Here is a 23,908-nt window from a genome sequence, read left to right as displayed (position 1 = left end):
TTTACATAATTTTAACTCTTATTGTAACAATTTAGGAAAAAATAGGTGAAGACACGTTTTAAATGATTAAAACAGAATATTTAAAGGTTAAACCAGAATATTTTATCGTCATTATTTTCAATCTGTTATTTTGATATAGCAATTACCCCAAAAAACGCTTGAATAAGAGAAGGTTTTCCTCTTGTTCAAGCGTTTTTTGGTTAAAACCCCAATAGCTTCCGGAAATAACTGGAGTATGATTGACTAACTGATACTTTTTCACCATTTTCCATCGCTAGTAGAAATGTAGAATGTGTATCTGGATAAATTTCTTTTATATGATGAACATTTACGATAAAAGAACGATGACAGCGTATGAAAGATTCTCTAGGAAGTCGATATTCAAAATCTTGTAGTGAGCTCGTATGTGTTCCAGAGAAGGTCTTCGTCACAATATGTGTCTTTCGATCTTTCGCTTCTAAATAAATAACATCGGAAAAAGTAATAGGAATCCATCCATCTTGTGTTTTAATCGTTATTACGGACTTTCCTTCCGTGAATGCTGGATAAATAGCTAATACACAACCTTCTAGTTCTCCTTCATGCTGATATGGGACTGCCATGCCGTGATATGGAACGCCAAATAATTCGCGGTCGATAAATTCAGACACCTTTTGCTTACTGCTCATCGCTTTATAAGCAATGGTGCCTTCTACAACAGGATCACCAGGCCTTATTTTCAAGTCTATTCGTTTACTTGATCGATAATAGATATACTTCTCTTTATCAGTTACTGCAATAGATATTTCATCAGAAAACAATTCACCTATTACGTCTAAAAGCCCACCTATAGATAGATCCTTCATCCTGCGCTCTCCTTTCGTTCTGCATTACACACAAACGACTATTTCGCGAGAAAACTGTTGTTTCTTTGTAATACAACGATCGATTATTTGAAAACCTACGGATTCTAGTCGCTCATCCATCGATTCTATCGTGACAATAATGACCTTTTTCGCTATTCTTCTAGCGTGTTTCAATATCGTAAATTGTTCTTCCCATGATGCATGCGTATATAAGTTATAAGGTAAATCGATTATCGCTACATCATATTCTTCCGTAATGTCTTCAATGGCACTTTTTCTTACGTCTCCTGTTAAACCGAAGTGGGCAATATTTTCTCTAGAGCCTACGCAAACGAGTGGATTAATATCCCGTCCGACTATATTTATTCCCATAGATAAAGCTTCGACAAGCACTGTGCCAATTCCGCAGCAAGGATCGATTGCTCGAATCCCTTCAGGACGTGGAACTGCGATATTTGCTACTGCACGTGCTACTCTTGTACTAAGTGCAGTTGAATACTCTCTTGGTTTTTTCATATGCTTAAACCAAATAGGCTCACTTTTCGTAAATAACCCAAAGTACCAGCGGCCGCCATATGGAACTACTGCATATAGTTCATCCGGATTATGTAAGTCGAAATCTCCTTGCATTTCACTGCCAATTGCTCGTTCTATTCGGAGGCGTTCTGCATTTTCAATTTTGTCTTTTCCTTGGCGATCGTTAATTTTTAAGAATATTACTTTGTTTGTCTGTTCCTCATTGCCGAAAGTGGAAGCTTGTGCGACAATCTCTTCCACAGTGTCTCCTTCTGCTAAAACTTCCACCCTGCCTTTTATAAATGGACTTCGACTAGGATCTATCTCCACATCGCTTTTTATTATTTTGGTTTGCGTATCTACTCCAAAAAAAGAGCGCATCTCTAAGTGACATAGGGAGCGTTCTGCATCGTTATATGCAAATGTATAAATGAATGCCGATTGTCGGCTAAAATTCGTCAATGTATTCCCTCCAATAATACCTCCATTATAACACGCAAAAACCGATTCCTCTTTTAGAAGGAGTCGGTTCACAATTCGTTCAATATACTTCACTGTAAATAATTATAAATTTCTTCTCCAATTTGGGCTAGAATTTGCTTAGAAACTAAGTCATCTTCTTCCTTTGATAAAACAGTTGCGATAAGTTTTCTTTCTCCTACGTAAAAAATACCAACGTCATGACGAGTTCCTGGAATCCAACCTGTTTTATGCGCTAGCTCCCAAGGTGGCATTCCATTGTTGAAATTAGAATATGGAGAAGGCAATTTTTCGGGTAAGCAGTCTTTTATTTGTTGCTTTTTCATCATAGCTATCATTTGTTTACTAGCCTTTTCACTTACTAGCTCACCAGTAGCCATCAAAGTTAAGAGTTTTCCAATATCATTAGCGGTAATTTGATTGAAGCCTTTTGGATTAGGGTTATTCATCATTAATTTATTGTAAAAGGTGCTCTTTTCCATTCCGGCTTCTTCCATTGTCTGTACGATATGTTCTACTCCTACTTGGTCTATTAATATATTCGTCGCTGTGTTATCACTTTGAATAATCATTAGCATAACGATGTCTTTAATTGAAAGTGACATTCCAGGAGTTAAATGTTGAAGAACGCCTGAACCTCCTACAAAGTCTTCTTCCTTTAAAATGAGTGGGTCTGTTAATGCCAATTCCGCTCGCTCTGCAGCAGAGAAGACAGCTGCCATAATAGGAACTTTAATAACACTTGCCGCGTAAAAAAGTTCATCCCCGTTTGTTACCCACTTTTCACCAGTATCCAGATCTTCTAATACAATACCCCATGTCCCCGATGACTGTTCAGTTAAACTTCTTATTTTATTTACTAAAGTTTTCACCTATTATCCCCCTTTATTTAACATTATTAAATTACAATCTATTATAATCAAATAATAAGCTATATTATGAATAATAGATAAATGAAAAGGTGGCAACCGCTATTCAACAGTTATTATTACTACAACAAGTAATTGATTATATAGACGAACATATTAAAGAGGACATTAATCCAGAAGAGCTTGCTACTCTCGTTGGCTATTCTCCTTATCATTTTTATAGAATCTTTGACAAACATATCGGGTACACCGTTATGAACTATGTGCAAAAAAGAAAGCTACAATTTGCTTTATACGAGTTAGTCCAAGGTAAAAAAATCATCCAAATTGCACTAGATTATGGTTTTGAAACACATTCCGGTTTTACAAAAGCGTTTAAAAAGTGTTTTGGAAGTCCTCCAAGTTTATATAGGCTTCACTGTCCAATCTCCCTACCACAAAAGTTAGATTTACTCAGTCTTCGTCAAAAACAGACTGGTGGAATTGTTATGCAACCAAAAATTATTCACAAAGAAGCTTTTGATATTGCAGGAAAAACATTTGAGAGTTACTTGGAAAAAGTGTCTTATACAAGGGATGCACCCGCTTTTTGGGAACAAAGGATTTCAGATGATGAGGCAATCGAAAGTACGCTATACAATCTATTATCTCCAAAAAAACATGGGGAATATTGTATTAATCTAAGTGGAACCGAATTGAAAGACAGCTTTACTTATTTATTTGCTGTAAATTACGACCATGACACCCATCTCCCTAAAGAACTGACAAAGTTGAAAATACCAGCAGCGACATACGCAGTTTTTAGAACTCCACTCGTAGAAGTAGAACAATTTGTCGATTCTATTAAAGGTACCTGGCAATATATTTTGGATGATTGGTTACCAACTTCTCATTACGAGGTCGATGAAAACGTCTATGACTTCGAATATTACGATGAACATTGCCATGACTGGTTATACGAAAAAATATTTATGGAAATCTACTTGCCGATTAAAAGAAGAGAAATGGGCTGAACTAAATTCAGTAAATATTACCAGTTTCCTAATTTTTCTACAGGGTAAATATATACGGAGAAACAGATTAAGCATCTGAAAAGATCTCCCTTCGTTTTTCTCATAACTATTTGACAATGTTGCTTGTGCGAATAAAGCCTCACTCACTTTTGAGTGAGGCTTTATTAAATTTATTAAGCAAAAATAGAGGTAAAGTGGATTTAATAGAGAAATACAAATAAAAGGGGGAGTTAGATGAACGACAAATTATTAAGAATAGGCACCACTTATATACCCGTCACTAATATAGAGTTTTCTTCGGAATGGTATATTAACAAATTAGGTGCCGAGTTAAGTTATATAGATGAAGACAAAGCAATTCTAAATCTTGCAAACCAAAGTATATTTCTTGTTAAAGCTAAAGAAGGCCAAAGCTCAAACTTCTATGATGTTTACGATCAAGAGTGTTTCTCTATAACATTTGAAGTGGATGGATTAAACTCTCTAAAAGCTATCCATCATGATTTTATAGATAAACAAATAAAAGTAGGAGAAATTGAAGACAGAGGACATAGTGGAAATAACTTTGTTTTCTATGATTTAGATGGCAATAAATTTGATGTATGGAGTGAATTAAGTCCAGCATTCAAAGAAAAATTTTTTAATTCGAAATAGATCAAGTAATTATCGACATTCACTTAAGTAAATATCATATATTGAAAACAAAAGCATCAGTATCAAGACCGATGCTTTTTCAAAACGACATTGTATAAAAATAGAACTGGAGTTAACAAAATTGCGCTAACAATAATTGCCGTTCTTATCGTGAAATTTGTTGCAATATAACCAATCACAGGAGCTCCGCCAATTTGACCGATAGCATCCACTTGGCCTTTTACGGAAAAAAATGTTGCACGTGTAGACGACTCTGGAATGATCTTATTTAGCCAAATATCCTCTAACGGATACATCACTTTTCTTGTGACTTGAATAATGATATAAAATACTAATAAGCCAATTGCATATGTTGACAATGCAAAGCCGATCAATGAAGCAATAATAAATAAGCTACATGTAAAAAGGACCATATAAATATGCTTTAAATACTGATGGATAGAGCTTCTATTCATTAAATGGAGTACTACAAAAGAAATTAGCACAACCATAAATTGAATACCTCCAGTTAATAAAACTAGCTTTTCATCCGTTAGCGCTACTAGATTAGATACATCAAAAAAATGGGACATCCATAAACGATCGAATCCTTCACTATAAAATCCAACGAATAAAGCAATAAGGAAAAGCATTCTGATGATAAAGCTAGTTCTAGCATGAAAAATAATCTTCCCCATACTTCCCTTCATACTTTCCCAAGTAGATGTTCTTTCCGTTTTTTCTAGAGGTTTAAAGTTTTCTTCCTTCATAAATATGATTAAGTATATCGCCAACCCAACCATACAAAGTCCACCAATAATGATTGGTAGATTAATCATATAAAGACCCGTTAATATACTTAGAGGTATTGCTATGACTTGCCCAAGATTACCAGCCTTTGCTCCTCGTATGAACGCTAAAGAAGCACGCTCTTCCCCTACTTCGTCTGCAATCCAAGCTTGCAAGGAACCACTAGTAAATGTATAACCAATTCCCCATGCAACTTGCGCTAAAATCACAGTCATAAAATATGGGAATAACCCCTCGATTAAAAAACCACCCCCTATTAAAAAGTACCCAATTATAATGGAGAGCTTCCGGCTTTTTACATCTGAAATTACTCCAGTTGGAATTTCAAATAGAAAAACGGATAGTTCCAAAACAGTCCCTACTAAAACAAGTTGCAATGGATCTAGCATGACAATTTTCACTTGATATAACAAACTTACAGTGAAAATAAATGTAAAAAATAATTGTGATAAAAAACAAGTATAAATATAAACTTGATACGGATTTTTTGTCTTCCATATAGTCATTCTTCTCCCCCCTCCTATTGATTATAGGAAGGGACCAAGCCATTTTCTTGTCCAAATTTGCGATTGTTTATAAAAAAAAATTCTTCTACTTCATCTATGTTATAGTAAAAGAACAACTGAATAACGTGTAGATTTAGGTGCTATTTTCCTTCGGTAAAATAGCTTAAAAGGGAAGTTCGGTGAAAAACCGACGCTGTCCCGCAACTGTAAATGGGAGCAATTCTTTCAAATCCACTGTTAATCGTTAATGGGAAGGGAAAGAAACGCCATGATCATGAGCCAGGAGACCTGCCTATTTCAAGTACACACCAAAACCTACGCGGAAATAGGAGGTGTTAAGTGCAGCTATGAACAAGCAACGGCTTGAATTTGCTGCCGTACGAAAAAACGTAATCGGAAAGAAACATTGGAGGAATCGACTCCTCTTATTTCACTATGCCATTTATAGTGATTTTCTTTTCTATACCAATTTTTCGTCACGACAACGAGCAACCATATTCATTCAATTGAATTAGCATCTTCCTTTGTAACAACTAAGGGAAGATGCTTTTTATGTTTACGATAGAAAGGAAGTTAGGACATGACAGTTGGAACAAAAAATTATTACGTAGAAAGCTTTAAACATACATTAATGACAAATAGTATCGCAAATGAATCCACATCACTTCAGACTATCTTTAAATACTATGAAGAAGAAATAAGTAATACGTTAAATTTGAATGAACAAGAGAAAGAATTGTACAAACGCAATTTGCAAAAAGCATTCGAACAAACAAAAGATGAAGTTTTTGGAAAGATTGAAGAGGAATAATATAATAAAAGTGCTAAGATGCCTGTGTCTTGCTTGATTTACTAAATATGATGGATACACATAATAGGGAGAATGCGTCTTAGCGAGCTGGATAAAGTGTCCGCCATGATTTTCGCTGCAGGACGGACGCTTTCCGTGGGGTGAGTGATGAGCCTTCATCCTTGTGAAGGCTCATTTTACTCCCAGAAGAACAAAGGCTAAGAGCGCCACATCATGTGGTAACACCTTCGAGACCAACATTTTGTTGGTCTCGATAGGAGTCGCCATCTACAGTGAAAATCAATAGAAATTATTTACTTATTGAGTATCTGCTCACTAAAACCAAAATGTGATGCAAATTTTTTCATGGAGTGTATCCAGTAAATGGCTTAGGGCAACCAATTGATTGTGGAAAGCAACTAAATCTACTCCCAAAGCAACCAAAATAGGCGTGAGAGCAACTAAATTGCATATGAAAGCAACTAATCCTTATAACAACAAGTTTACTTGGAGTGAGACAACGATGGCTGTGACTCATTTTTGTCAATGTTGCGCATTTGAGGTAGAATGTTGCGGGAATTCTATACAATGTTGCGAGTAATGGCTAGAATGTTGCGCATTTTTTATTGGGTAAACTTCTCCAGATAATTAGCTCGGATATATTTGCCGCAGTGTTTCGGGCCGCATGAGTCGCAGTCATAAGACACTCGACTCGTGTGAAACACGAGTTGGCTCATGCATGATGCGCCAAGCGCGAAGGCTAGCGGATACCTTGCGACGCATTCTCCCTATACTACGTATAATACAAAAAATGCCATACCTCATGTAACTTTTATAAATTATCCACAAGTCTAAATTTTTATAGTTTCCTAGGCAAAAAAAGCGTGCCGAATCAACAAATGATCGGTACGCTCTTCCATTACTAATTTATCTCTGAATTTTAGTTCCGCTAATGGTACCATCTGAGAAAGCTGGCGCATGCATATCTACTAAAAACAAGATGACAGTTGTATCTTCGTTTGCTGTGAAAAAAGGAATTTCCTCTACTAAATCTGTCACGGCTTCTTGTTTATTGACAGTATAGTCTCCAATTTGAATAGAACCACTTAATACATACAGAAAAGGTTTCTTTCCTTCATAAGAAGGAACTGGAAGGATGTCTCCAGCTTTAGGGTGAGCGTCTAAAATGTAAGCATTTTGTCGAACAAGCAGTGGTGCATTTGAACCCTCAGGACCAACCATTTCATACCAGTCGCGATTATTTGTTGGTTTATCATGAAACTGTATAGTTGGCGGAAGGTTTGCTTCACTTGGCCGGAAAAATATTTGAAGCATTTCCACGTATTCCTCTTTTACCTTTTCTTCATGCCAAAAGCTTACACCTGCGTTCATCATCATCAGTTTACCCGGTGAAATTTCAGCTTCCACCCCCGCAGAATCCCTATGATACGAAGTGCCCTTCCACACATAACTCAAGATTTCATCGTTTACATGTTCATGCATTTTAATCTTTAATCCTTTTTTAATCACCGCATGATCAATAACGCTTAGCGTTCCAAATGCAGAATCATCTATGTCTTCTCCTAAAATATCACTTGGCTTGATACGAGTAATGGTGAATGGTCCTCTAAAAGGTTGGACATGATTTCCTGCTCGAAGAACTTGAATCACTTGCCTCTTCCCCTTTATGAATTATAAGTCCTGATAATCTCTCTGATATCTTCCACCGTCTTTTACTTCTGAATGATATAGCGCTTTTAAAGCAAAACTTTTTTCTAAGTCGTGTTCTTTCATTACTTCTTTCAAACGTTTAGAAAGATCTGCACTATGCTTCACTAGTTGCTCCATCTTAGATTTCGAATATTGCATGAACCGTCAACTCCTTTTCATTTCATTTGTCATTAAAGTATAACACTAAGAAAAGTTTTTTCTTATAATCACCATTATTAAAAAATTTACATACATTACTTTGACAAAATAAAAACAAAGTGTTATCCTTATGAACAAATGTTTCCTCTCGGAAAGTTAATGGCACTTGAGAAAAAAGATGATTTTTTTTATTCTAAAAGTTTCCCGAGGGAAATAAAGTAGAGCATAGGAAAAGGGAGGAAATAATGTGAAAAAGATTTTATTTTTATTCATTACTGCTGTTTTGTTAGTTGGATGTAGCAACAATGCTAGTGGGGATGCAAAAAAAGACGAAAAACCATTAGTTATTACGACCACCGGGCAAATTGCAGACGCGGTGAAAGAAATTGCTGGAGATCATGTGGAGATAAAATCATTAATGGGACCGGGTGTAGATCCTCACTTGTATAAAGCGACACAAGGAGACTTACAAATATTAGAAAAGGCAGACATCATTTTTTATAACGGTCTAGAGCTGGAAGGAAAAATGAGCGAAATTTTCGAGAAAATGAAGAAAGAAAAAACGGTTGTAGCGATTGGTGACGCTGTTCCACGAGAGCAGATATTAAATGATGAAGCGCATCCTGATCTAGCAGATCCACATATTTGGTTTGATATTAATGTATGGGAATCAGCAACGAAAGAAATAACCAAAACACTTTCAGAAGAACTTCCAGACAGTAAAGATGACTTTGCAAAAAACGAAGAAGCATTTTTTAAAAAATTATCTGATTTGTCTGCTTGGACAGATCAGCGGATTAGTGAAATTCCAGAAAAACAACGAGTGCTTGTAACAGCACATGACGCATTTAACTACTTCGGAAATAGTCATGGCATGGAAGTACGAGGCTTACAAGGCTTAAGTACAGATTCCGAGTATGGCTTAAAAGATGTTCAAAATATCGTAGATTTTCTAGTAGAAAACAATATTAAAGCTGTTTTCATAGAATCTAGTGTTTCGGATAAAGCAATGAAAGCTGTTATAGAAGGTGCGAAAGAAAAAGGGCACACGATTCAAATTGGAGGAGAGCTTTACTCTGATGCAATGGGTGCGGAAGGAACAGAAGAAGGAACTTATATTGGTATGTATAAACATAACGTCAACACAATTGTCGATTCACTTAAATAGGAGGGAAGCAACATGGACTCGTTACAAGTAAAAAATTTGTCGGTTGCTTATGAAGAAAAAGTCGTATTGGAAAATGTGAACTTAACTATTCCAGTAGGCCACTTAACAGGCATTATTGGACCAAATGGAGCGGGGAAATCTACATTGATCAAAGCAATACTTAACCAATTACCAAACAAAACAGGGGCAGTTCACATTTTAGAGCGTCCCCTTAACCCAAAAGATCATACAGTCGGCTATGTTCCACAGCGAAATGCAGTTGATTGGGACTTTCCTACAAATGCCTTAGATGTTGTCCTTATGGGACGTTACGGACATATAGGTATGATAAAAAAACCATCGGCAAAAGATAAACAAATTGCCATGGATTGCTTAAAAAATGTCGGAATGGAAGCTTTTGCTGATCGATCAATTGGTCAATTATCAGGAGGACAACAGCAGCGAGTATTTTTGGCTCGTGCACTTGCACAAGAAGCGGAAGTCTATTTTATGGATGAACCATTTGTTGGTGTAGATGCTGCAACAGAGCGGACAATTATTGCTATTTTAAAAGATTTAAAAGCAAAAGGTAAATCTGTTTTCGTTGTCCACCATGATTTACAAACTGCAGCTGACTATTTTGATTGGATAATCTTATTGAACCAAACCATTACCGCATCAGGACCAACAGAGCGAACCTTTACAGAAGACAATCTACAAGAAGCATATGGAGGAAAATTATTTTTTATGGATAAGACGAAATCGAACAAAACGTTCAACTAAGAGAGGTGAAAAGATCATGTTAACTGGAAACTTGCTTTGGGTTCTTATAGGAGCTATTTTACTAGGAGTAGCGGCCGGTTTAAATGGAACCTTCGCCTTTCTGCAAAAACAAAGCTTGGTTGGAGATGCAGCAGCGCATGCGGCTCTTCCTGGAATTGCGATTGCTTATTTAGTTTTTCAGCAAAAGGATTTACCGATACTTATGCTAGGTGCTGCTATTACTTCTGCACTTGCTGTCTATATGATTCAATGGATTGTAGGCAACTCTAAGCTAAAAGCAGACGCGGCAATTGGATTTGTTTTATCTGTATTTTTTGGGATTGGAATTGTTCTCCTTACTATTGTCAATCAAAGCGGCACAGGAAATCAAAGCGGTTTGAATGACTTTATATTTGGAAAAGCCGCTACCATGGCGAAAAGCGATTTAGTTTGGCTATCGGGTAGTGCTTTGTTAATCATATTAATGTGTCTACTATTTTTTAAAGAATGGAAGCTAATGATTTTTGACCCGGTATTTGCAAAAGGTATCGGATTACCAGTCGAACGATTACGTGTTTTATTGACAGCTCTTACGGTGCTAACGATTGTAACTGGCATACAAGCGGTTGGTGTTATTTTAATGGCAGCTATGCTCATAATACCTGCTGCAGCTGCTAGATTTTGGTCCAATCACCTTGGAATTATTCTAGTTACAAGTGCATTCTTTGGGGCACTTTCAGGTGCATTAGGTACGATTATAAGTTCTCTTCGTACAGGACTATCAACAGGACCGATTATCGTACTATGTGCTGCTAGTCTCTTTTTAATCTCTTATTTTTTCGCACCAACAAGAGGCTTCATCTCCAAATCACTAAAGAAAAAAGCATTTAAGCAAAGAAAGGTAGTAAAGGAGGCAGTGAACCATGAATGAATTCTGGGTGCTCTTAACTGGATCATTAGTTGGAATTACTTGTGGGTTAACCGGTGTATTTTTAATCCTACGCAAAACGGCTATGATTGCAGATGCTATTAGTCACACCGTGTTATTCGGAATTGTAGTGGCATTTATGATTACCCAATCATTAAATGGATTTTGGATGCTAGTGGGTGCTGCAATCGCTGGTTTACTTACTACTTTTCTTGTGCAATTGCTCCAGTCAGGCGGCTTACAAGAAGATGCTGCTATTGGAGTTGTGTTCACTTCCTTATTTGCACTAGGCGTTTTGTTTATCACTTTATTTGCCGGAAATGTCCACTTAGATGTGGAGCATGTGCTGATGGGTGAAATTGCTTTTGTTCCATGGGATACTTGGGACATTTTTGGATTTTCCATGCCAAAAGCAGTTTGGATGTTATTAATCGTTCTTGTCTTCAATATATTATTCCTAGTTTTCTTTTACAAAGAGATGAAGCTCACTACTTTCGATCCAGTTTTCGCACTATCTATCGGTTTACCAATAGTAGCTATGCATTACTCTTATATGACACTCGTATCTTTAACAACCGTTGCAGCTTTTGATAGTGTGGGTGCAGTTCTTGTGGTGGCAATGCTCATCGGACCTGCCGCTACTGCTTACCTCATGAGTAAAAGTGTCTTAAGAATGATTGTATGGAGCATGACATTCGGTGTCACTGCAGCAATTACTGGATATTATTTAGCAAAACTATGGAATACTTCTATTGCTGGCATGATGGCAGCAATGATAGGCTTAATATTTATGCTTGTGTTTTTATTCAAACCACATGATGGGTGGATATGGAAAGCGTATAAACGTATGAAATTAAAAGATGTAAAAGTACATGTTGAATCCTAATACTTTATAAGCCGCCGTGTATATTGAAATACACGGTGGCTTTTCTTTTGTACTGAAAGCTTTGCTATAATAAAGTCATTCACTACAAACGAACAGAGGTGACGTCGTGTATAAAACCATTGGTATACTCGCACACGTAGATGCTGGAAAAACGACTTTTTCAGAGCAACTACTTTATCATACGAAGACTATTCGACAAAGAGGACGTGTCGACCATCAAGACTCTTTTCTCGACAGCCATTCCATCGAAAAAAATAGAGGAATTACGATTTTTGCGGACCAAGGAATCTTCTCTTATAACGATTCCACTTATTATGTGATAGATACTCCTGGTCACGTCGATTTTTCACCCGAAATGGAACGTGCTATCCAAGTGATGGACTTTGCGGTCATCATTATTAGCGCGGTAGATGGTGTAGAAGGGCATACCGAAACAGTGTGGCAACTTTTACGAAAACATCAAGTCCCTACTTTTTTCTTTATCAATAAAACTGATTATGAAGGAGCTGATGCAGCGAGCATTTTAGACGAAATTCGTGCTAACTTGTCAGAAAATGTGTGTGATATAACTAATCTCTTCAACGAAGCGTTCATCGAATTTTTAGCAGAACGAGATGAGAACCTACTTGAAATATATATGGACAGTGATTATGACGAGGAGTTATGGATACAAACTTGTAAACGCATGATTCGAGAAAATAAAATTTTCCCTTGTGCAAGCGGTTCTGCTTTAAAAGACATCGGCATAATCGAATTCATAGAAAAACTAGATTTATTGACAGAGTCTTCTTATAAACAGGAAGAAGCATTCTCCGCACAAGTTTACAAAATTCGTCATGACGAAAGTGGAAATAGAGTAACATTTCTTAAATTATTAAGCGGCAAGCTAAAAGTACGGGATGAAGTGCAGTACGGGGAATTAGCGGAAAAAGTTACGCAACTACGCGTATATAGTGGAAATAAATACAAAACAGTGGACCAAGCAGTTGCAGGCGAACTTGTAGCAGTAACTGGGCTCACCAATGCTTCTATTGGCGATGGAATTGGGGCAACTAGTGATAAAACGACCTTTGATATGATTCCTACTTTAAAATCAAAAGTGAATTTTGATACTTCTATTCACGTCAAAGAAATGTTGCGATGCTTTAAACTGCTAGATGCAGAAGATCCTTCATTAAGCGTTTATTGGGATGAGCATTTTCAAGAAATACATGTGCATGTGATGGGTGTTATTCAGCTGGAAGTGCTACAACAAATAGTCCTCGAACGTTTCCAGTTCAACGTTTCATTTGGTGAACCAAGAATTCTTTATAAAGAAACAATCGATACAACAGTTAGAGGTTACGGGCATTTTGAGCCTTTAAAGCATTATGCAGAAGTGCATTTATTAATCGAGCCTTCAGAACGTGGCAGTGGAATTTCCTTGGACAATGTTTGCCATGCTAATGATTTATCGATCGGCAACCAAAACTTAGTGTTACATCATTTAACAGAACGTGACCATCACGGAATACTGACGGGTTCTACTCTTACGGATGTCAAAATAACACTGCTTACTGGTCGAGGGCACAACGAGCATACACATGGTGGAGATTTTCGGGAAGCGACATATCGAGCATTAAGACAAGGACTGGAAAAAGCAGAAAATGTGCTCTTAGAGCCTTTCTACGATTTTAAAATAAAAGTAGATATGGATCTTATAGGACGAGTCTTATCTGATATCCAACAAGCGCATGGAACTTTTGAATCGCCAGAGAACGTAGGAGACAAAGTGATTATAAAAGGACGAGTACCTGTTGCAACCTTTATGAATTATAGTACATCGTTTGCTTCCTTCACTCACGGCAAAGGAACACTAAGCCTACTATTTGGTGGATATGATCGTTGTCATAACAAAGAGGAAGTAGTCGAAAAAATCGGCTACAATAAAGAAGCAGATCCAGAATACACATCCACTTCTATTTTCTGCGCAAAAGGAAAAGGCTATAAAGTTCCATGGGATGAAGCGGAAGAAGCAATGCATTGTTTATAACTCAAACCTAGGAGGAAATCAAATGATTGCAACGATTCAAAAGGAAAATGATATCTATACAGCTCGTTTCAAACGAAATCTCCAGCATTCAGTAGAGAAGGTTTGGAGTATGTTAACCGAAAACGACAAATTACAGCAATGGTTTTCTGAACTTCAAATTGTCGATTTAAGTAAAGATGGGTTAATCAAGTTTGATATGCAAGATGGGACATTCATTGATATGCAAATTGTAGATTATGAGCCTTTCAAAGTTTTAGCTTTTGAATGGGATAAAGACATCGCTAGATTTGTATTATCTCCTGTTTCAGATGGTTGCCAATTAACTTTTATTGAGACAATTTCATCTTTTACAGAACAAACAATCAAAGACCTTGCAGGATGGCATGTATGCCTGGATGTAATTGAAGCTATTTTAGATGGTCGCACAATAGATAGAAAAGATGAGTGGCAAGCTTGGTATGTGAAATATGAAGAACTTTTAGGTAAAATCACCAAATAACCGTTCGCTTTTCAAGTTAACAGATAAAGAAAAGGTTTCCGCTACGAAAAATCGGAAACCTTTTTGTATTGATTTGTTTTATTTTCATAATCAGTGTATCGAACTACCTGAACTATATTATTTAAATATGTAATCTCCAAAAGTTCATTAATCATTTCTGTTTTAAATATGATGTTTTTTTCTCCTTGTTCAATTGGAATGAGTTTAAACTTATACAATACATTATACCGCTTTGGTAAAGTTATAAAGTATTCATTCCCTTCCTTTGTAAGCTCCCAAAAAACATTTTCACTTTTATCACATATATATCTTCCACTTATAAATGGAATATCGTTTACTTTCCTTGGCTCAAGGGGGGCAGGAAGAACATAATTATGATTAAAAATCACTTTCGCTATTTCTCTAGTAAGAATTGAAACAGGAGTTATATTCATATTACTTAAGAAAATAATCGTTAATTGGTCCTCGGAAAATCTTATAATATCATTAGCGTATCCACTAATGTCACCAAAATGACTAAAGCATTTTTTCCCTAATGTTGGTGAAACGGACCATCCACATGCATATGATTCAAGATAAGGGGTGAGCATTTTTTCTGTTGCAGACTCGCTAACTAAAACTGAATTTTGAATTGCTTGATCCCATATGTATAGATCTTCTATCGTTGAGTAAAGGCCATATGCTCCTAATGGGAAAGAAAGGTCTGCATAGGCTGAATGAATTGGTTTTCCATTATAAGAATAACCCATAGCCAAATCTGGCACGATATCTATTCCGTTATCACACCCAGTATTTTTCATACCAAGTGGACTAAAAATTTTCTCCTGCAAATATTCTGCATAAGTTTTTCCAGAAACGACTTCAATTATTGCTGTTAATAGTAAATAACCTGAATTCGAATACTCGAAATGAGTTCCTGCTTCAAATACCAAGGCATTATTTTTAAATGAATCTATCGTTTCTTTTAAACTAGAAGGAAGCCTCATTGTTTTCATCCAAAACTCATCAAAACTGGTGAAATTGGCGACACCTGAAGTATGAGTTAAACAATGATAGACTGTAAAATTATTACCATTAGGGAAATAAGGTAAGTATTTACTTATTGGATCATCCAATTCAAGTTTCTTTTGCTCATATAATTGATAAATAGCCATTGCTGTGAACCCTTTAGTAATGGAACCAATTCGATACTTAGTGTCCGGTCTATTAGAAACTTGATGTTCCCAGTTTGCCTTTCCAAAGCCTTTATTAACAAGGATTTCCCCTTTATATGCTACCAAGATAGAACCATTCAGATAACCATTAATACTATATGCTTTTATCCATTCTTCTAGCCTTTTTTCTAAATCACTCATGGATAACTCCCCCCTTTTAAAGATTCTATTACTATATTTCTTCTAATCTAAATATCACAAACCGCTCATTGTTATTTTGGTCATATAACTCAGGTACTCTCACTTCTTTCAACAACTCAAATACAGTGTTCCCCTCGAGAAATTGTATATACTCCGAAGTAGGATAGTATAAGATAACGTCAATCGAACGTGGATGTTGTTCTACTGATAATAGGATATTGCTGATGACTTTTTGAAATATTTGAATGGAAAATGGATTAAAGAAATAAAAGCGATTATCATCTTGTTCGATATCATACCCTTCCGCGAAAATATGCTCAAATCGAATAGATGCCCTGGACTGCTTTGCTCGCTCCATGTATTTCGTTAAATTTTCTAAAGCTTCTTGATACAGCTGTCCATTCATCTCTACCCCAATTCCAGACACATGCAGATGATGATGAATATAAAATGGAAAACGTCCTTTACCACAACCAAAGTCCACAAATTTATCAGAAGTAGTACACTCATACTCATCAAATAGTGCCTCAAGTGCCATATAAGGCGTCGCTTCGTAGCGATTATAATGTGCCGATTGATGTTGCCATTCGCGTATTCCTTCCGTTTTTATACGTAATAATCGATCATGATCTTGTTCTTTCATGGTAACCTCCTTTTATTACTCAACCTACTCCATCTAACTCTTTAATCATATCGGTAACTTGTATTTTTTTATTCTTGAGCGATTCTTCCTTTTTCTTTATATAATCATACTTCAAATTTACACTCATTAATATGATATATATCAATTGTGAGCTGGCATTAACTAACAAGTTATCACAGTTGCCAAAACAGCAATAAATAAAGAATGACAAGGAAAGTTTGATTTTTCCTTGTCGTTTATTTAAACATTTAACTGGAACACATAAACAAGTGCATACCCCAGAATAGATAATAAAATAGAGCCTACAAATCCAGCTGCAAAAGGCTTTACACCCAACTTTTTAAAAGTTCTTATATCAATATTCAACCCTAGTCCAGCCATTGCCATTGCAATAAGAAGATAAGCGACTAAAACAATCCAACTAGCAAGTTCTTCTGGAACAATCCCCAGTGTGTGAACACCACTCATTACCAAAAACCCAATAATAAACCAAGGTATACTGGACATAGAAAACTTACTTTTCGAGTCACCTTTTTCTCTTTTTTTCACGATAAAACCTATCACTAAAGCGATTGGTACTAAAAGTGCCACTCGTGTGAGTTTCACAATAACAGCTAGATCCACAGCTGCACTTCCTCCGGGATCAGCTGCTGCAATTACGTGAGCAATTTCATGTAATGTTCCACCAGCGAATACACCATAACCACTTGGAGTAAGATGTAAGATAGGATACAAAAAAGTATAGCCTAACGTAAATAACGTACCAAGTATAGCAATTGTTGCAACACCTATGGCAGTTTCGTCATCATTCGCCTTCACTTGCGGGGCTATCGCTACAACTGCTGCTGCTCCACAAATCGCTGTCCCACAAGCCGTTAAAATTCCTAGTTTCTTATCGACCCCAAACACACGAGAAAGCCCATACACAACAAATAAAGCAAAGAGAATATTAATAAGAGCGATCAAAAAAACACTTAATCCAGCATGATAAATGTCTGCCAAATTTAGACGCATCCCCAATAAAATAATACCTAATCGTAGCAACTTTTTACTTGAAAAAGAAACACCATGTCGAAACTTTGCTGGTACACCAATCGTTGCGCTCCAAACTACTCCCAATATAATAGCAATGACTAACTGTCCCATAATAGATAAATATGGAACTTCGGATAATAGTTTAGCCAATATAGCAATAACCAGCGTAATCCCTATACCGTAATAAAAGGGCTGGTTCATTTTTAATGTATTAGCTATCTTTTTCATCGATATTCCTCCTCCGTTTTCTTCCACTTTACGAAGTTTTTTATTATTAGTAAAATACATATATATAATCATTACTATTAATATTTTTAATAATTGGAGGTAATCAGTTGTACTATGACGCACTTAAAACATTCATAACACTAGTAGAAACTAAAAATTTTACAAGAGCAGCGGAACTCCTTCACATCTCACAACCAAGTGTCAGCGTGCATATAAAAAATCTAGAAAAGGAATTTCAAACAGAGTTATTCATACGTTCACCAAAACTATTAAAAATTACGCCTACAGGTGAAATTTTATATGAACGGGCTAAACAAATACTTTCCATGTACGAGCAAACCCAAAAAGATATTCTAGAGCATCATCATGATATTATTGGAAAACTCGTCATTGGAGCAAGCTTTACTATAGGTGAGTATGTCATCCCTCCCCTACTTGTTGAACTACAGAACATTTATCCAAACCTTGAATTGGAAGTGTTTATAGGAAATACAGAAGAAATTGTTCAGTCTGTTCGTTTGCTGAATGTAGATATTGGTTTAATAGAAGGCCAAACAAATGAGAAGGAGTTGCTAGTAGAGCCTTTTATGGAGGATGAGTTATTCGTCGTTAGTTCTATTGAACATGAACTGGTTACCAAAAGTTCAGTAAGTATGGTAGATCTTCAAAATCAGACGTGGTTTATGAGAGAAGAAGGATCAGGAACACGAGAGTATTTAAAACATATGATCCGTTCCAATGGTCTAAAGGCAAAATCCATAATTACCGTTAGTAGCAACCAAGGGATTAAAGAAACCATTATGCATAGTAAACAAGGATTATCACTGCTGTCCACCCATGCAATTGACAGAGATGTCCAACAGCGTAATCTTTCTATTCTCCCCCTTAACCATCCACCCTTTAAACGATTATTTTCCTGTATATGCTCTCCTGTGATGGAAGATAAACGACATGTAATGGCATTTAGAGATAGGTTACGACAAAAAGCAAATCTCTAGCATTCATAAACATGCTAGAGTTTTGCTTCTAGAACCTTTTTTGAATCATTCATATTGGCAGTTACAACTACCAAATACATGCTCTTGCACCGACTTATCCGTATGACCAATCTGGTTTTCCACGTTTACAAGCGGTTGCACCGTAAACGGCTCTCCTCTTAAAACAGCTGTTGATATAAAAGAAGGGGTCGCTATACTCAATACTTGTTTACCATTAATAGTCTTCTTTAATATTTCTAATTTGGCAATTCCACCGACATTTGTATTCTCCGCTTTTTGCGCAGAAAAAAAGTTTCCAAGCGAATAAAACACATGCGCGCTGTGACCACTACTCGTCGTGACCATTTCATATGGCTGAATGACATGCGGATGATGCCCGAAAATAATATCTGCTCCTGCATCTGTAATCACATTTGCAAGAGTTTTTTGTTCCTCATTAGGTTCCAATTCATACTCCGTTCCCCAATGCATACTTACTACAACAAAATCTGTTTTTTGCTTTAAAGCGCGTATATCCTCTGTGATTCGACTTTGATCGATACGGTTAACTAAATAATCCTTTCCATTCGGAGTTACATGACCATTCGTCCCGTAAGTATAACTAAGAAATCCAAAACTAACATTATCTACTTGCAAAATACGATCTGTCTGTAAATCTTCGAAAGATTCATATGCGCCGATATATGGCATATCAACTGTTTTCATATGATTAATCGCAGCTCGTACTCCCGCCTCTTCTTGATCGAGTGTGTGATTATTTGCCATCGAAATTAGATCTACTCCAACCTCTTTTAAATCTCTAATTATATGAGAAGGACTAGAAAAATCCGGATATCCTGACAAACCAAATTCACTACCAGCTGGGATAGATTCTTGATTCGCTATTAAAATGTCGAATGATTCCAGCTCTTCTTTTACTGGCTCAAAAGAGGATATAAAACTTTTATAATTGTATAACGGATAATGTAACAAAATATCACCAATCATCCCGATTGTTATCGTATCTTCTCGATAATCGATATGAAATGTCGAAAATTGTTTCCCGTGGAACTTTTCTTGAAAAGGTTTATCTATTTGCAGATTAAAATAAAGTAAACCGGAAATTAATAAAACTAGTAGTGAAATTAAAGTTTTCATGGGAAGCATCTCCCTCTTTTCATTCCTTTTTATGAAAATTTAACATTAATAAGATATTAATATACTTTCTATAAGAAAATAGCCCTTTGGAGTTTTCTATACAATCATAGATTATTCTATAGACGGTTACTATACCGTTTAATAACTATGAAAGGAGAACTAAAATGTTTTTGAAGAAAATCAGGTGGTACAACCAATTGTATAGTAAAATACAGCCGAAAAGAGTAAGAAAAAGAAGAAATTTAAATAATACTGACGATAACAAGCAATCTAGCAAAGTAGGAATCGTACTCCCTGTTTACAATCAAGAAAAAGATTATTTAATAGAATGTATTCAGGCATTAGAAAACCAAACTTATCGCGACTTTAAATTAGTAATTGTCATTGATGGCGCTAATGAAGAAACCGTAAAAGCAACATATGAAGCTTCGAAAATTCTCACTTGTTCCTACTCCATCGTTCATCGTACTAAAAATAAAGGAATTGCCTATTCACTCAATGAAGGTTTTAAATACTTATTGGATTGTCCCTATTTAACTTGGGTTTCTAGTGATAATAAGCAGAAACCTTATTTTCTTGAAAGATTGGTAGATAATATGAACATCGCCCCTTCGAACACGGTACTAGTTTATTCGATGTATCAACCGATCAATGAGCAGGGACTATCAGATTCTTTTGGACAAGATTGGCATAAAGCGATGTTTAACATGATGAATCGTCCAAAAGAAGAAATTATGTTGACTTGTTTCATTGGAGCATCCTTCCTTTTTACAAGAGAAGCATATGAAAAGATAGATGGCTATGACCCAAAATATGGACTAGTTTCGGATTATGAATTTTGGATAAGATTGATGCGGATTGGAGAGTTCCAATTTATACATGAAGTTTTAATGGAGTATCGATTAAATGGTGAACACTCTTTAACAACCATGACCCCTTCAGAAGATTTATTCATCCAAAGTATGCGTGCCAGTGTAAATCATAGACAAATGAATGGAGATATACCAAAAATTACAGTTATAATTACAGCACATAATCACGAAAACTATATTCAAAATTGTATTCAAAGTGTTCTAGATCAAACCTATTCTAATTTCCATGTTGTTGCTTTAGATGTAGGTTCCACCGAAAGTACATTAGAAAAAATCTATTCATTTCATGATTCCAGAATGATTCCCATTCATCTTAACCAAAGGCATAAAACAGAAGCACTCAATATTGGTTTACAATATGTACTAGGGGAATATGTACTTGAATTAGATGGAGATGACTGGATCGATCCATATACTTTAGAAATTATGTTAAACGACTTAGACATATTACCTTCCAAAGTAGGTATGGCTTTTGCGAATCGACAAATTTGGGTCGAAGAGAACGGTCAATTAATAGAAGGAGATATAATTAAAGGTATTCCAAATTCCAATAAATATGATGTACTACAAAATCTCCAGACTCATTACCCACGTATGTACCGCCTGTCCGCTCTAAAAAAATTAAAAGGTTGGACATCCTCGTTACATGGAGAACCACTTTTAGCGGGTGACTTTTTGATGTTATTGAGAATTATCGAACGCTTTGACATTCATTGGATTGACAAAACCCTCTACCACCAACGACGACACAGTGATAATCTAACTATTTTACAAAAAAAGAACTTGAATCGACAATTTCGTATGGTTGTGAATGAAACACTAAAACGTTGGGGAGATGAGTATGTACCACATTTCGAGGAAAAAGAGGGAAATATTTCAAACCTTATTTTAATACGACGATAAAATGAATAAGAAGGAATTGTTGACGTTCTAAAAAAACTACAATTAAACAAGAATATTTCATAATCTATTCCAACAATAGGTGAAAATGATTACTCTAGTTTAAGTGCAAATAAACACCTCCACATTGATGATTTAGGTATTGTATACCGTCTTTCAATGGAAGGTGTTTTTATTTTCAATTTCCTCATTCCCTTCCTCTCCTTATCAATTAAATATTTTAAGTTCACTAATTTTTTCTCAATAAGTATTGACTTAGATTTTATAAAGCATAAAATGATAGTGAGTAATCACTCACTTTAAAAAAGGAGGTTTTATTAATGACTTCAACCATTGAATTACATCAAGTAAGTAAAAGTTATGGAAAAAAAAATGTTTTAACTAACATTAGTATTGCAGTGAATGCAGGACAGGTTTTTGGCTTAATTGGCCCGTCTGGTTCTGGTAAAACCACATTAGTGAAAATCATTGTAGGAATGGATCAACCTTCCGCTGGTCAAGTACATGTGTTAAATACAAAAGTTCCAAACTTGAGCCTGTTACAACATATCGGATATATGGCACAAGCAGATGCCTTGTACAATGATTTAACCGGGCTAGAAAACCTTGCCTTTTTTGCATCCCTTTATAAATTAAACAAAAACGTACAAAAAGAACGAATTGCTTACGCAGCTAATTTAGTAGAATTGACTTCTCATTTATCTAAGAAGGTACAAAATTATTCAGGTGGTATGAAGCGACGACTTTCATTAGCTATTGCGCTAATACATGATCCCCAAGTATTAATACTAGATGAGCCTACAGTTGGAATTGATCCAGAGCTCAGAAAATCCATATGGGCTGAAATTTCTCGCCTAAAAGAAGCAGGAAAAACTATTTTAATCACAACACATGTAATGGATGAAGCAGAGAAATGCGATCAACTTGTGATGGTTAGAGATGGAGAAATAATTTCGAGTGGTTCACCATTAGAATTGAAAAGCCACTATCAAATAAATAGCTTAGAGGAAGTATTTCTAAAAGCGGGAGGTGCAAAAAGATGATGACACTTGCTTTAGTTAAACGAGTTTGTATCCAAATGGTACGTGACAAACGAACACTTGCTTTAATGATGATTGCCCCATTAGTCATCTTAACATTGCTGCATTTTTTACTTTCCTCTGATACAACTACTCCAAGACTAGGGGCAGTTAATATAGAAGAAGGCTTAGTAGAACAATTGCAAGAAAAAGAAGTAGACGTCCTATTATTTCAACAGCCCCAAAAACCCGATATACTCATAAAAGATCATCACCTAGATGCCCTACTTCAAATGGATGAAGATCAAATAGAATTAACTATTACAAATGACGACCCTTCTAAAGCAAAATTATTACAGACTAAAATAATGCAAGCTATTTCCACCGTAAAAGCAAGCGAACAGGCGGATAATCTGTCCACGTTCGTAGAAGAGATAGGGCGTCACCTTCCAAATGTACAATTTCCTATATCTCAAGCAAAAATGCCCGAAATTAATACTACTTATATTTATGGGGACAGTGACACAACTTTTTTTGACCAGTTAAGTCCCATATTAGTCGGTTTCTTTGTATTCTTTTTCGTCTTCCTTATTTCGGGTATTGGGTTACTCCGAGAACGGACGACCGGAACACTTGACCGATTGATGGCAACGCCTATTCAAAGAAGAGATATTGTATTTGGCTATTTAATCGGATACGGCTTCTTTGCAATCATTCAAACAATGATTGTTGTTTTTTACGCTACAAAAGTTTTAGACATTATGCTCGTTGGTTCCCTATGGCATGTAATTTTGATTAATTTATCACTAGCACTTGTAGCATTATTGCTTGGTATTTTATTGTCGGCTTTTGCAAATTCGGAATTTCAAATGATGCAGTTTATACCTATTGCAATCATTCCTCAAGTCTTTTTTGCGGGGATTTTGCCGATTGAAGGAATGCCTGAATGGATGCAAATTGTTGCGAAATGCATGCCAATGTACTATGGTGGAAATGCCTTAGTAGACGTGATGTATAAAGGTTTTGGTCTAAGTGATATTAAAAATGAACTCTTTGTATTATTGGGATTTGCCCTTGTATTTATCGTGTTAAATATTATCGCTTTAAAGAAATATCGAAAAATTTGAAAGGAGTAC

The 23,908-nt window shown here is 35.9% G+C and carries 23 protein-coding genes and 1 riboswitch; of the genes, 13 read left to right on the top strand and 10 right to left on the bottom strand.

The window, feature by feature from the left end:
• Positions 1-200: 200 nt before the first annotated feature.
• From ACIQ38_RS16690 to ACIQ38_RS16680, 3 genes are all read right to left on the bottom strand, one after another.
• Complete coding sequence (locus ACIQ38_RS16690) at positions 201-845, bottom strand: LytTR family DNA-binding domain-containing protein (RefSeq protein ID WP_402825491.1); 645 nt, start codon at positions 843-845, stop codon at positions 201-203.
• A 24-nt stretch (positions 846-869) separates the two neighbouring features.
• Positions 870-1,823: a TRM11 family SAM-dependent methyltransferase gene (locus tag ACIQ38_RS16685; protein ID WP_402825488.1), complete on the bottom strand. Its 954-nt coding sequence runs from the start codon at positions 1,821-1,823 to the stop codon at positions 870-872.
• Between the two features lie 89 nt (positions 1,824-1,912).
• Complete coding sequence (locus ACIQ38_RS16680) at positions 1,913-2,713, bottom strand: serine hydrolase (protein ID WP_402825485.1); 801 nt, start codon at positions 2,711-2,713, stop codon at positions 1,913-1,915.
• 89 nt (positions 2,714-2,802) lie between these two features.
• Here ACIQ38_RS16680 and ACIQ38_RS16675 point away from each other — a divergent pair, with 89 nt between their 5' ends.
• Together ACIQ38_RS16675 and ACIQ38_RS16670 are read left to right on the top strand one after the other, a co-directional pair.
• Positions 2,803-3,723 (top strand): AraC family transcriptional regulator, encoded by a 921-nt coding sequence (locus ACIQ38_RS16675; protein ID WP_402825482.1) that lies wholly within the window; start codon positions 2,803-2,805, stop codon positions 3,721-3,723.
• Between the two features lie 234 nt (positions 3,724-3,957).
• Positions 3,958-4,377, top strand: coding sequence for a VOC family protein (locus tag ACIQ38_RS16670; protein WP_402825479.1), 420 nt, complete (start codon positions 3,958-3,960; stop codon positions 4,375-4,377).
• Between the two features lie 62 nt (positions 4,378-4,439).
• Here ACIQ38_RS16670 and ACIQ38_RS16665 read toward each other — a convergent pair whose 3' ends face one another.
• Complete coding sequence (locus tag ACIQ38_RS16665; RefSeq protein WP_402825476.1) at positions 4,440-5,672, bottom strand: MFS transporter; 1,233 nt, start codon at positions 5,670-5,672, stop codon at positions 4,440-4,442.
• 118 nt (positions 5,673-5,790) lie between these two features.
• Positions 5,791-5,982: riboswitch (cobalamin riboswitch) on the top strand.
• Positions 5,983-6,252: 270 nt separating this feature from the next.
• On the opposite strand from ACIQ38_RS16665, the gene ACIQ38_RS16660 reads away from it, so the two are divergent.
• A complete protein-coding gene (locus ACIQ38_RS16660; protein ID WP_402825473.1) occupies positions 6,253-6,483 on the top strand; it encodes a hypothetical protein in 231 nt (76 codons plus the stop codon).
• A gap of 906 nt (positions 6,484-7,389) precedes the next feature.
• On the opposite strand, the gene ACIQ38_RS16655 is transcribed toward ACIQ38_RS16660, so the two are convergent.
• Positions 7,390-8,133, bottom strand: a complete 744-nt coding sequence (locus tag ACIQ38_RS16655; protein ID WP_402825470.1) for a pirin family protein — start codon at positions 8,131-8,133, stop codon at positions 7,390-7,392.
• Between the two features lie 21 nt (positions 8,134-8,154).
• Positions 8,155-8,331 carry a hypothetical protein gene (locus ACIQ38_RS16650; protein ID WP_402825467.1) on the bottom strand — a complete coding sequence of 59 codons (177 nt, stop codon included), beginning with the start codon at positions 8,329-8,331 and terminating at the stop codon, positions 8,155-8,157.
• Between the two features lie 247 nt (positions 8,332-8,578).
• Between ACIQ38_RS16650 and ACIQ38_RS16645 the strand changes: the two genes are divergently transcribed.
• From ACIQ38_RS16645 to ACIQ38_RS16620, 6 genes are all read left to right on the top strand, one after another.
• Complete coding sequence (locus ACIQ38_RS16645) at positions 8,579-9,499, top strand: metal ABC transporter solute-binding protein, Zn/Mn family (protein WP_402825464.1); 921 nt, start codon at positions 8,579-8,581, stop codon at positions 9,497-9,499.
• Positions 9,500-9,511: 12 nt separating this feature from the next.
• Complete coding sequence (locus ACIQ38_RS16640; RefSeq protein WP_402825461.1) at positions 9,512-10,261, top strand: metal ABC transporter ATP-binding protein; 750 nt, start codon at positions 9,512-9,514, stop codon at positions 10,259-10,261.
• 16 nt (positions 10,262-10,277) lie between these two features.
• Positions 10,278-11,171, top strand: a complete 894-nt coding sequence (locus ACIQ38_RS16635; protein ID WP_402825458.1) for a metal ABC transporter permease — start codon at positions 10,278-10,280, stop codon at positions 11,169-11,171.
• Entirely contained in the window at positions 11,164-12,054 is an 891-nt protein-coding gene (locus tag ACIQ38_RS16630) for a metal ABC transporter permease (RefSeq protein WP_402825455.1), read from the top strand. The genes ACIQ38_RS16635 and ACIQ38_RS16630 overlap by 8 nt, the downstream gene beginning before the upstream one ends.
• A 106-nt stretch (positions 12,055-12,160) precedes the next feature.
• Positions 12,161-14,086: a GTP-binding protein gene (locus ACIQ38_RS16625; RefSeq protein WP_402825452.1), complete on the top strand. Its 1,926-nt coding sequence runs from the start codon at positions 12,161-12,163 to the stop codon at positions 14,084-14,086.
• Positions 14,087-14,108: 22 nt separating this feature from the next.
• Positions 14,109-14,585 carry an SRPBCC family protein gene (locus ACIQ38_RS16620; RefSeq protein WP_402825450.1) on the top strand — a complete coding sequence of 159 codons (477 nt, stop codon included), beginning with the start codon at positions 14,109-14,111 and terminating at the stop codon, positions 14,583-14,585.
• A gap of 41 nt (positions 14,586-14,626) precedes the next feature.
• Here ACIQ38_RS16620 and ACIQ38_RS16615 read toward each other — a convergent pair whose 3' ends face one another.
• The 3 genes from ACIQ38_RS16615 to ACIQ38_RS16605 form a co-directional block, all read right to left on the bottom strand.
• On the bottom strand, positions 14,627-15,940 hold the full coding sequence (locus ACIQ38_RS16615; protein WP_402825449.1) for a serine hydrolase domain-containing protein: 1,314 nt from the start codon (positions 15,938-15,940) through the stop codon (positions 14,627-14,629).
• Positions 15,941-15,971: 31 nt separating this feature from the next.
• A complete protein-coding gene (locus tag ACIQ38_RS16610) occupies positions 15,972-16,583 on the bottom strand; it encodes a class I SAM-dependent methyltransferase (RefSeq protein WP_402825446.1) in 612 nt (203 codons plus the stop codon).
• Positions 16,584-16,823: 240 nt separating this feature from the next.
• A complete protein-coding gene (locus ACIQ38_RS16605) occupies positions 16,824-17,846 on the bottom strand; it encodes a YeiH family protein (protein WP_402825443.1) in 1,023 nt (340 codons plus the stop codon).
• A gap of 107 nt (positions 17,847-17,953) precedes the next feature.
• Between ACIQ38_RS16605 and ACIQ38_RS16600 the strand changes: the two genes are divergently transcribed.
• Complete coding sequence (locus ACIQ38_RS16600; RefSeq protein ID WP_402825440.1) at positions 17,954-18,844, top strand: LysR family transcriptional regulator; 891 nt, start codon at positions 17,954-17,956, stop codon at positions 18,842-18,844.
• A gap of 45 nt (positions 18,845-18,889) precedes the next feature.
• On the opposite strand, the gene ACIQ38_RS16595 is transcribed toward ACIQ38_RS16600, so the two are convergent.
• Positions 18,890-19,981 (bottom strand): CapA family protein, encoded by a 1,092-nt coding sequence (locus ACIQ38_RS16595; RefSeq protein WP_402825437.1) that lies wholly within the window; start codon positions 19,979-19,981, stop codon positions 18,890-18,892.
• Between the two features lie 197 nt (positions 19,982-20,178).
• Here ACIQ38_RS16595 and ACIQ38_RS16590 point away from each other — a divergent pair, with 197 nt between their 5' ends.
• The 3 genes from ACIQ38_RS16590 to ACIQ38_RS16580 all read left to right on the top strand — a co-directional run bounded on the left by ACIQ38_RS16590 (position 20,179) and on the right by ACIQ38_RS16580 (position 23,899).
• The gene (locus ACIQ38_RS16590; RefSeq protein ID WP_402825434.1) at positions 20,179-21,756 is read left to right on the top strand and encodes a glycosyltransferase family 2 protein; all 1,578 of its coding nucleotides are present in this window, start codon (positions 20,179-20,181) and stop codon (positions 21,754-21,756) included.
• A gap of 317 nt (positions 21,757-22,073) precedes the next feature.
• The gene (locus ACIQ38_RS16585) at positions 22,074-22,796 is read left to right on the top strand and encodes an ABC transporter ATP-binding protein (RefSeq protein WP_402825431.1); all 723 of its coding nucleotides are present in this window, start codon (positions 22,074-22,076) and stop codon (positions 22,794-22,796) included.
• Complete coding sequence (locus tag ACIQ38_RS16580) at positions 22,793-23,899, top strand: ABC transporter permease (RefSeq protein WP_402825428.1); 1,107 nt, start codon at positions 22,793-22,795, stop codon at positions 23,897-23,899. Before ACIQ38_RS16585 ends, ACIQ38_RS16580 begins: the two co-directional genes overlap by 4 nt.
• The last annotated feature ends 9 nt before the right edge of the window (positions 23,900-23,908 follow it).

It is taken from the genome of Psychrobacillus sp. NPDC096389, from assembly GCF_044762855.1.
GTDB lineage: Bacteria > Bacillota > Bacilli > Bacillales_A > Planococcaceae > Psychrobacillus.
Note: the sequence above shows the minus strand (reverse complement) of the source record. Positions and strands in the feature narration are given on the sequence as shown.

Excerpts from the sequence above, each read along its gene's own strand:
- ACIQ38_RS16690 (WP_402825491.1), bottom strand. The coding sequence starts at position 845 with ATGAAGGATCTATCTATAGGTGGGCTTTTAGACGTAATAGGTGAATTG.
- ACIQ38_RS16670 (WP_402825479.1), top strand. The coding sequence starts at position 3,958 with ATGAACGACAAATTATTAAGAATAGGCACCACTTATATACCCGTCACT.
- ACIQ38_RS16665 (WP_402825476.1), bottom strand. The coding sequence starts at position 5,672 with ATGACTATATGGAAGACAAAAAATCCGTATCAAGTTTATATTTATACT.
- ACIQ38_RS16660 (WP_402825473.1), top strand. The coding sequence starts at position 6,253 with ATGACAGTTGGAACAAAAAATTATTACGTAGAAAGCTTTAAACATACA.
- ACIQ38_RS16650 (WP_402825467.1), bottom strand. The coding sequence starts at position 8,331 with ATGCAATATTCGAAATCTAAGATGGAGCAACTAGTGAAGCATAGTGCA.
- ACIQ38_RS16640 (WP_402825461.1), top strand. The coding sequence starts at position 9,512 with ATGGACTCGTTACAAGTAAAAAATTTGTCGGTTGCTTATGAAGAAAAA.
- ACIQ38_RS16635 (WP_402825458.1), top strand. The coding sequence starts at position 10,278 with ATGTTAACTGGAAACTTGCTTTGGGTTCTTATAGGAGCTATTTTACTA.
- ACIQ38_RS16630 (WP_402825455.1), top strand. The coding sequence starts at position 11,164 with ATGAATGAATTCTGGGTGCTCTTAACTGGATCATTAGTTGGAATTACT.
- ACIQ38_RS16620 (WP_402825450.1), top strand. The coding sequence starts at position 14,109 with ATGATTGCAACGATTCAAAAGGAAAATGATATCTATACAGCTCGTTTC.
- ACIQ38_RS16615 (WP_402825449.1), bottom strand. The coding sequence starts at position 15,940 with ATGAGTGATTTAGAAAAAAGGCTAGAAGAATGGATAAAAGCATATAGT.
- ACIQ38_RS16610 (WP_402825446.1), bottom strand. The coding sequence starts at position 16,583 with ATGAAAGAACAAGATCATGATCGATTATTACGTATAAAAACGGAAGGA.
- ACIQ38_RS16605 (WP_402825443.1), bottom strand. The coding sequence starts at position 17,846 with ATGAAAAAGATAGCTAATACATTAAAAATGAACCAGCCCTTTTATTAC.
- ACIQ38_RS16595 (WP_402825437.1), bottom strand. The coding sequence starts at position 19,981 with ATGAAAACTTTAATTTCACTACTAGTTTTATTAATTTCCGGTTTACTT.
- ACIQ38_RS16585 (WP_402825431.1), top strand. The coding sequence starts at position 22,074 with ATGACTTCAACCATTGAATTACATCAAGTAAGTAAAAGTTATGGAAAA.
- ACIQ38_RS16580 (WP_402825428.1), top strand. The coding sequence starts at position 22,793 with ATGATGACACTTGCTTTAGTTAAACGAGTTTGTATCCAAATGGTACGT.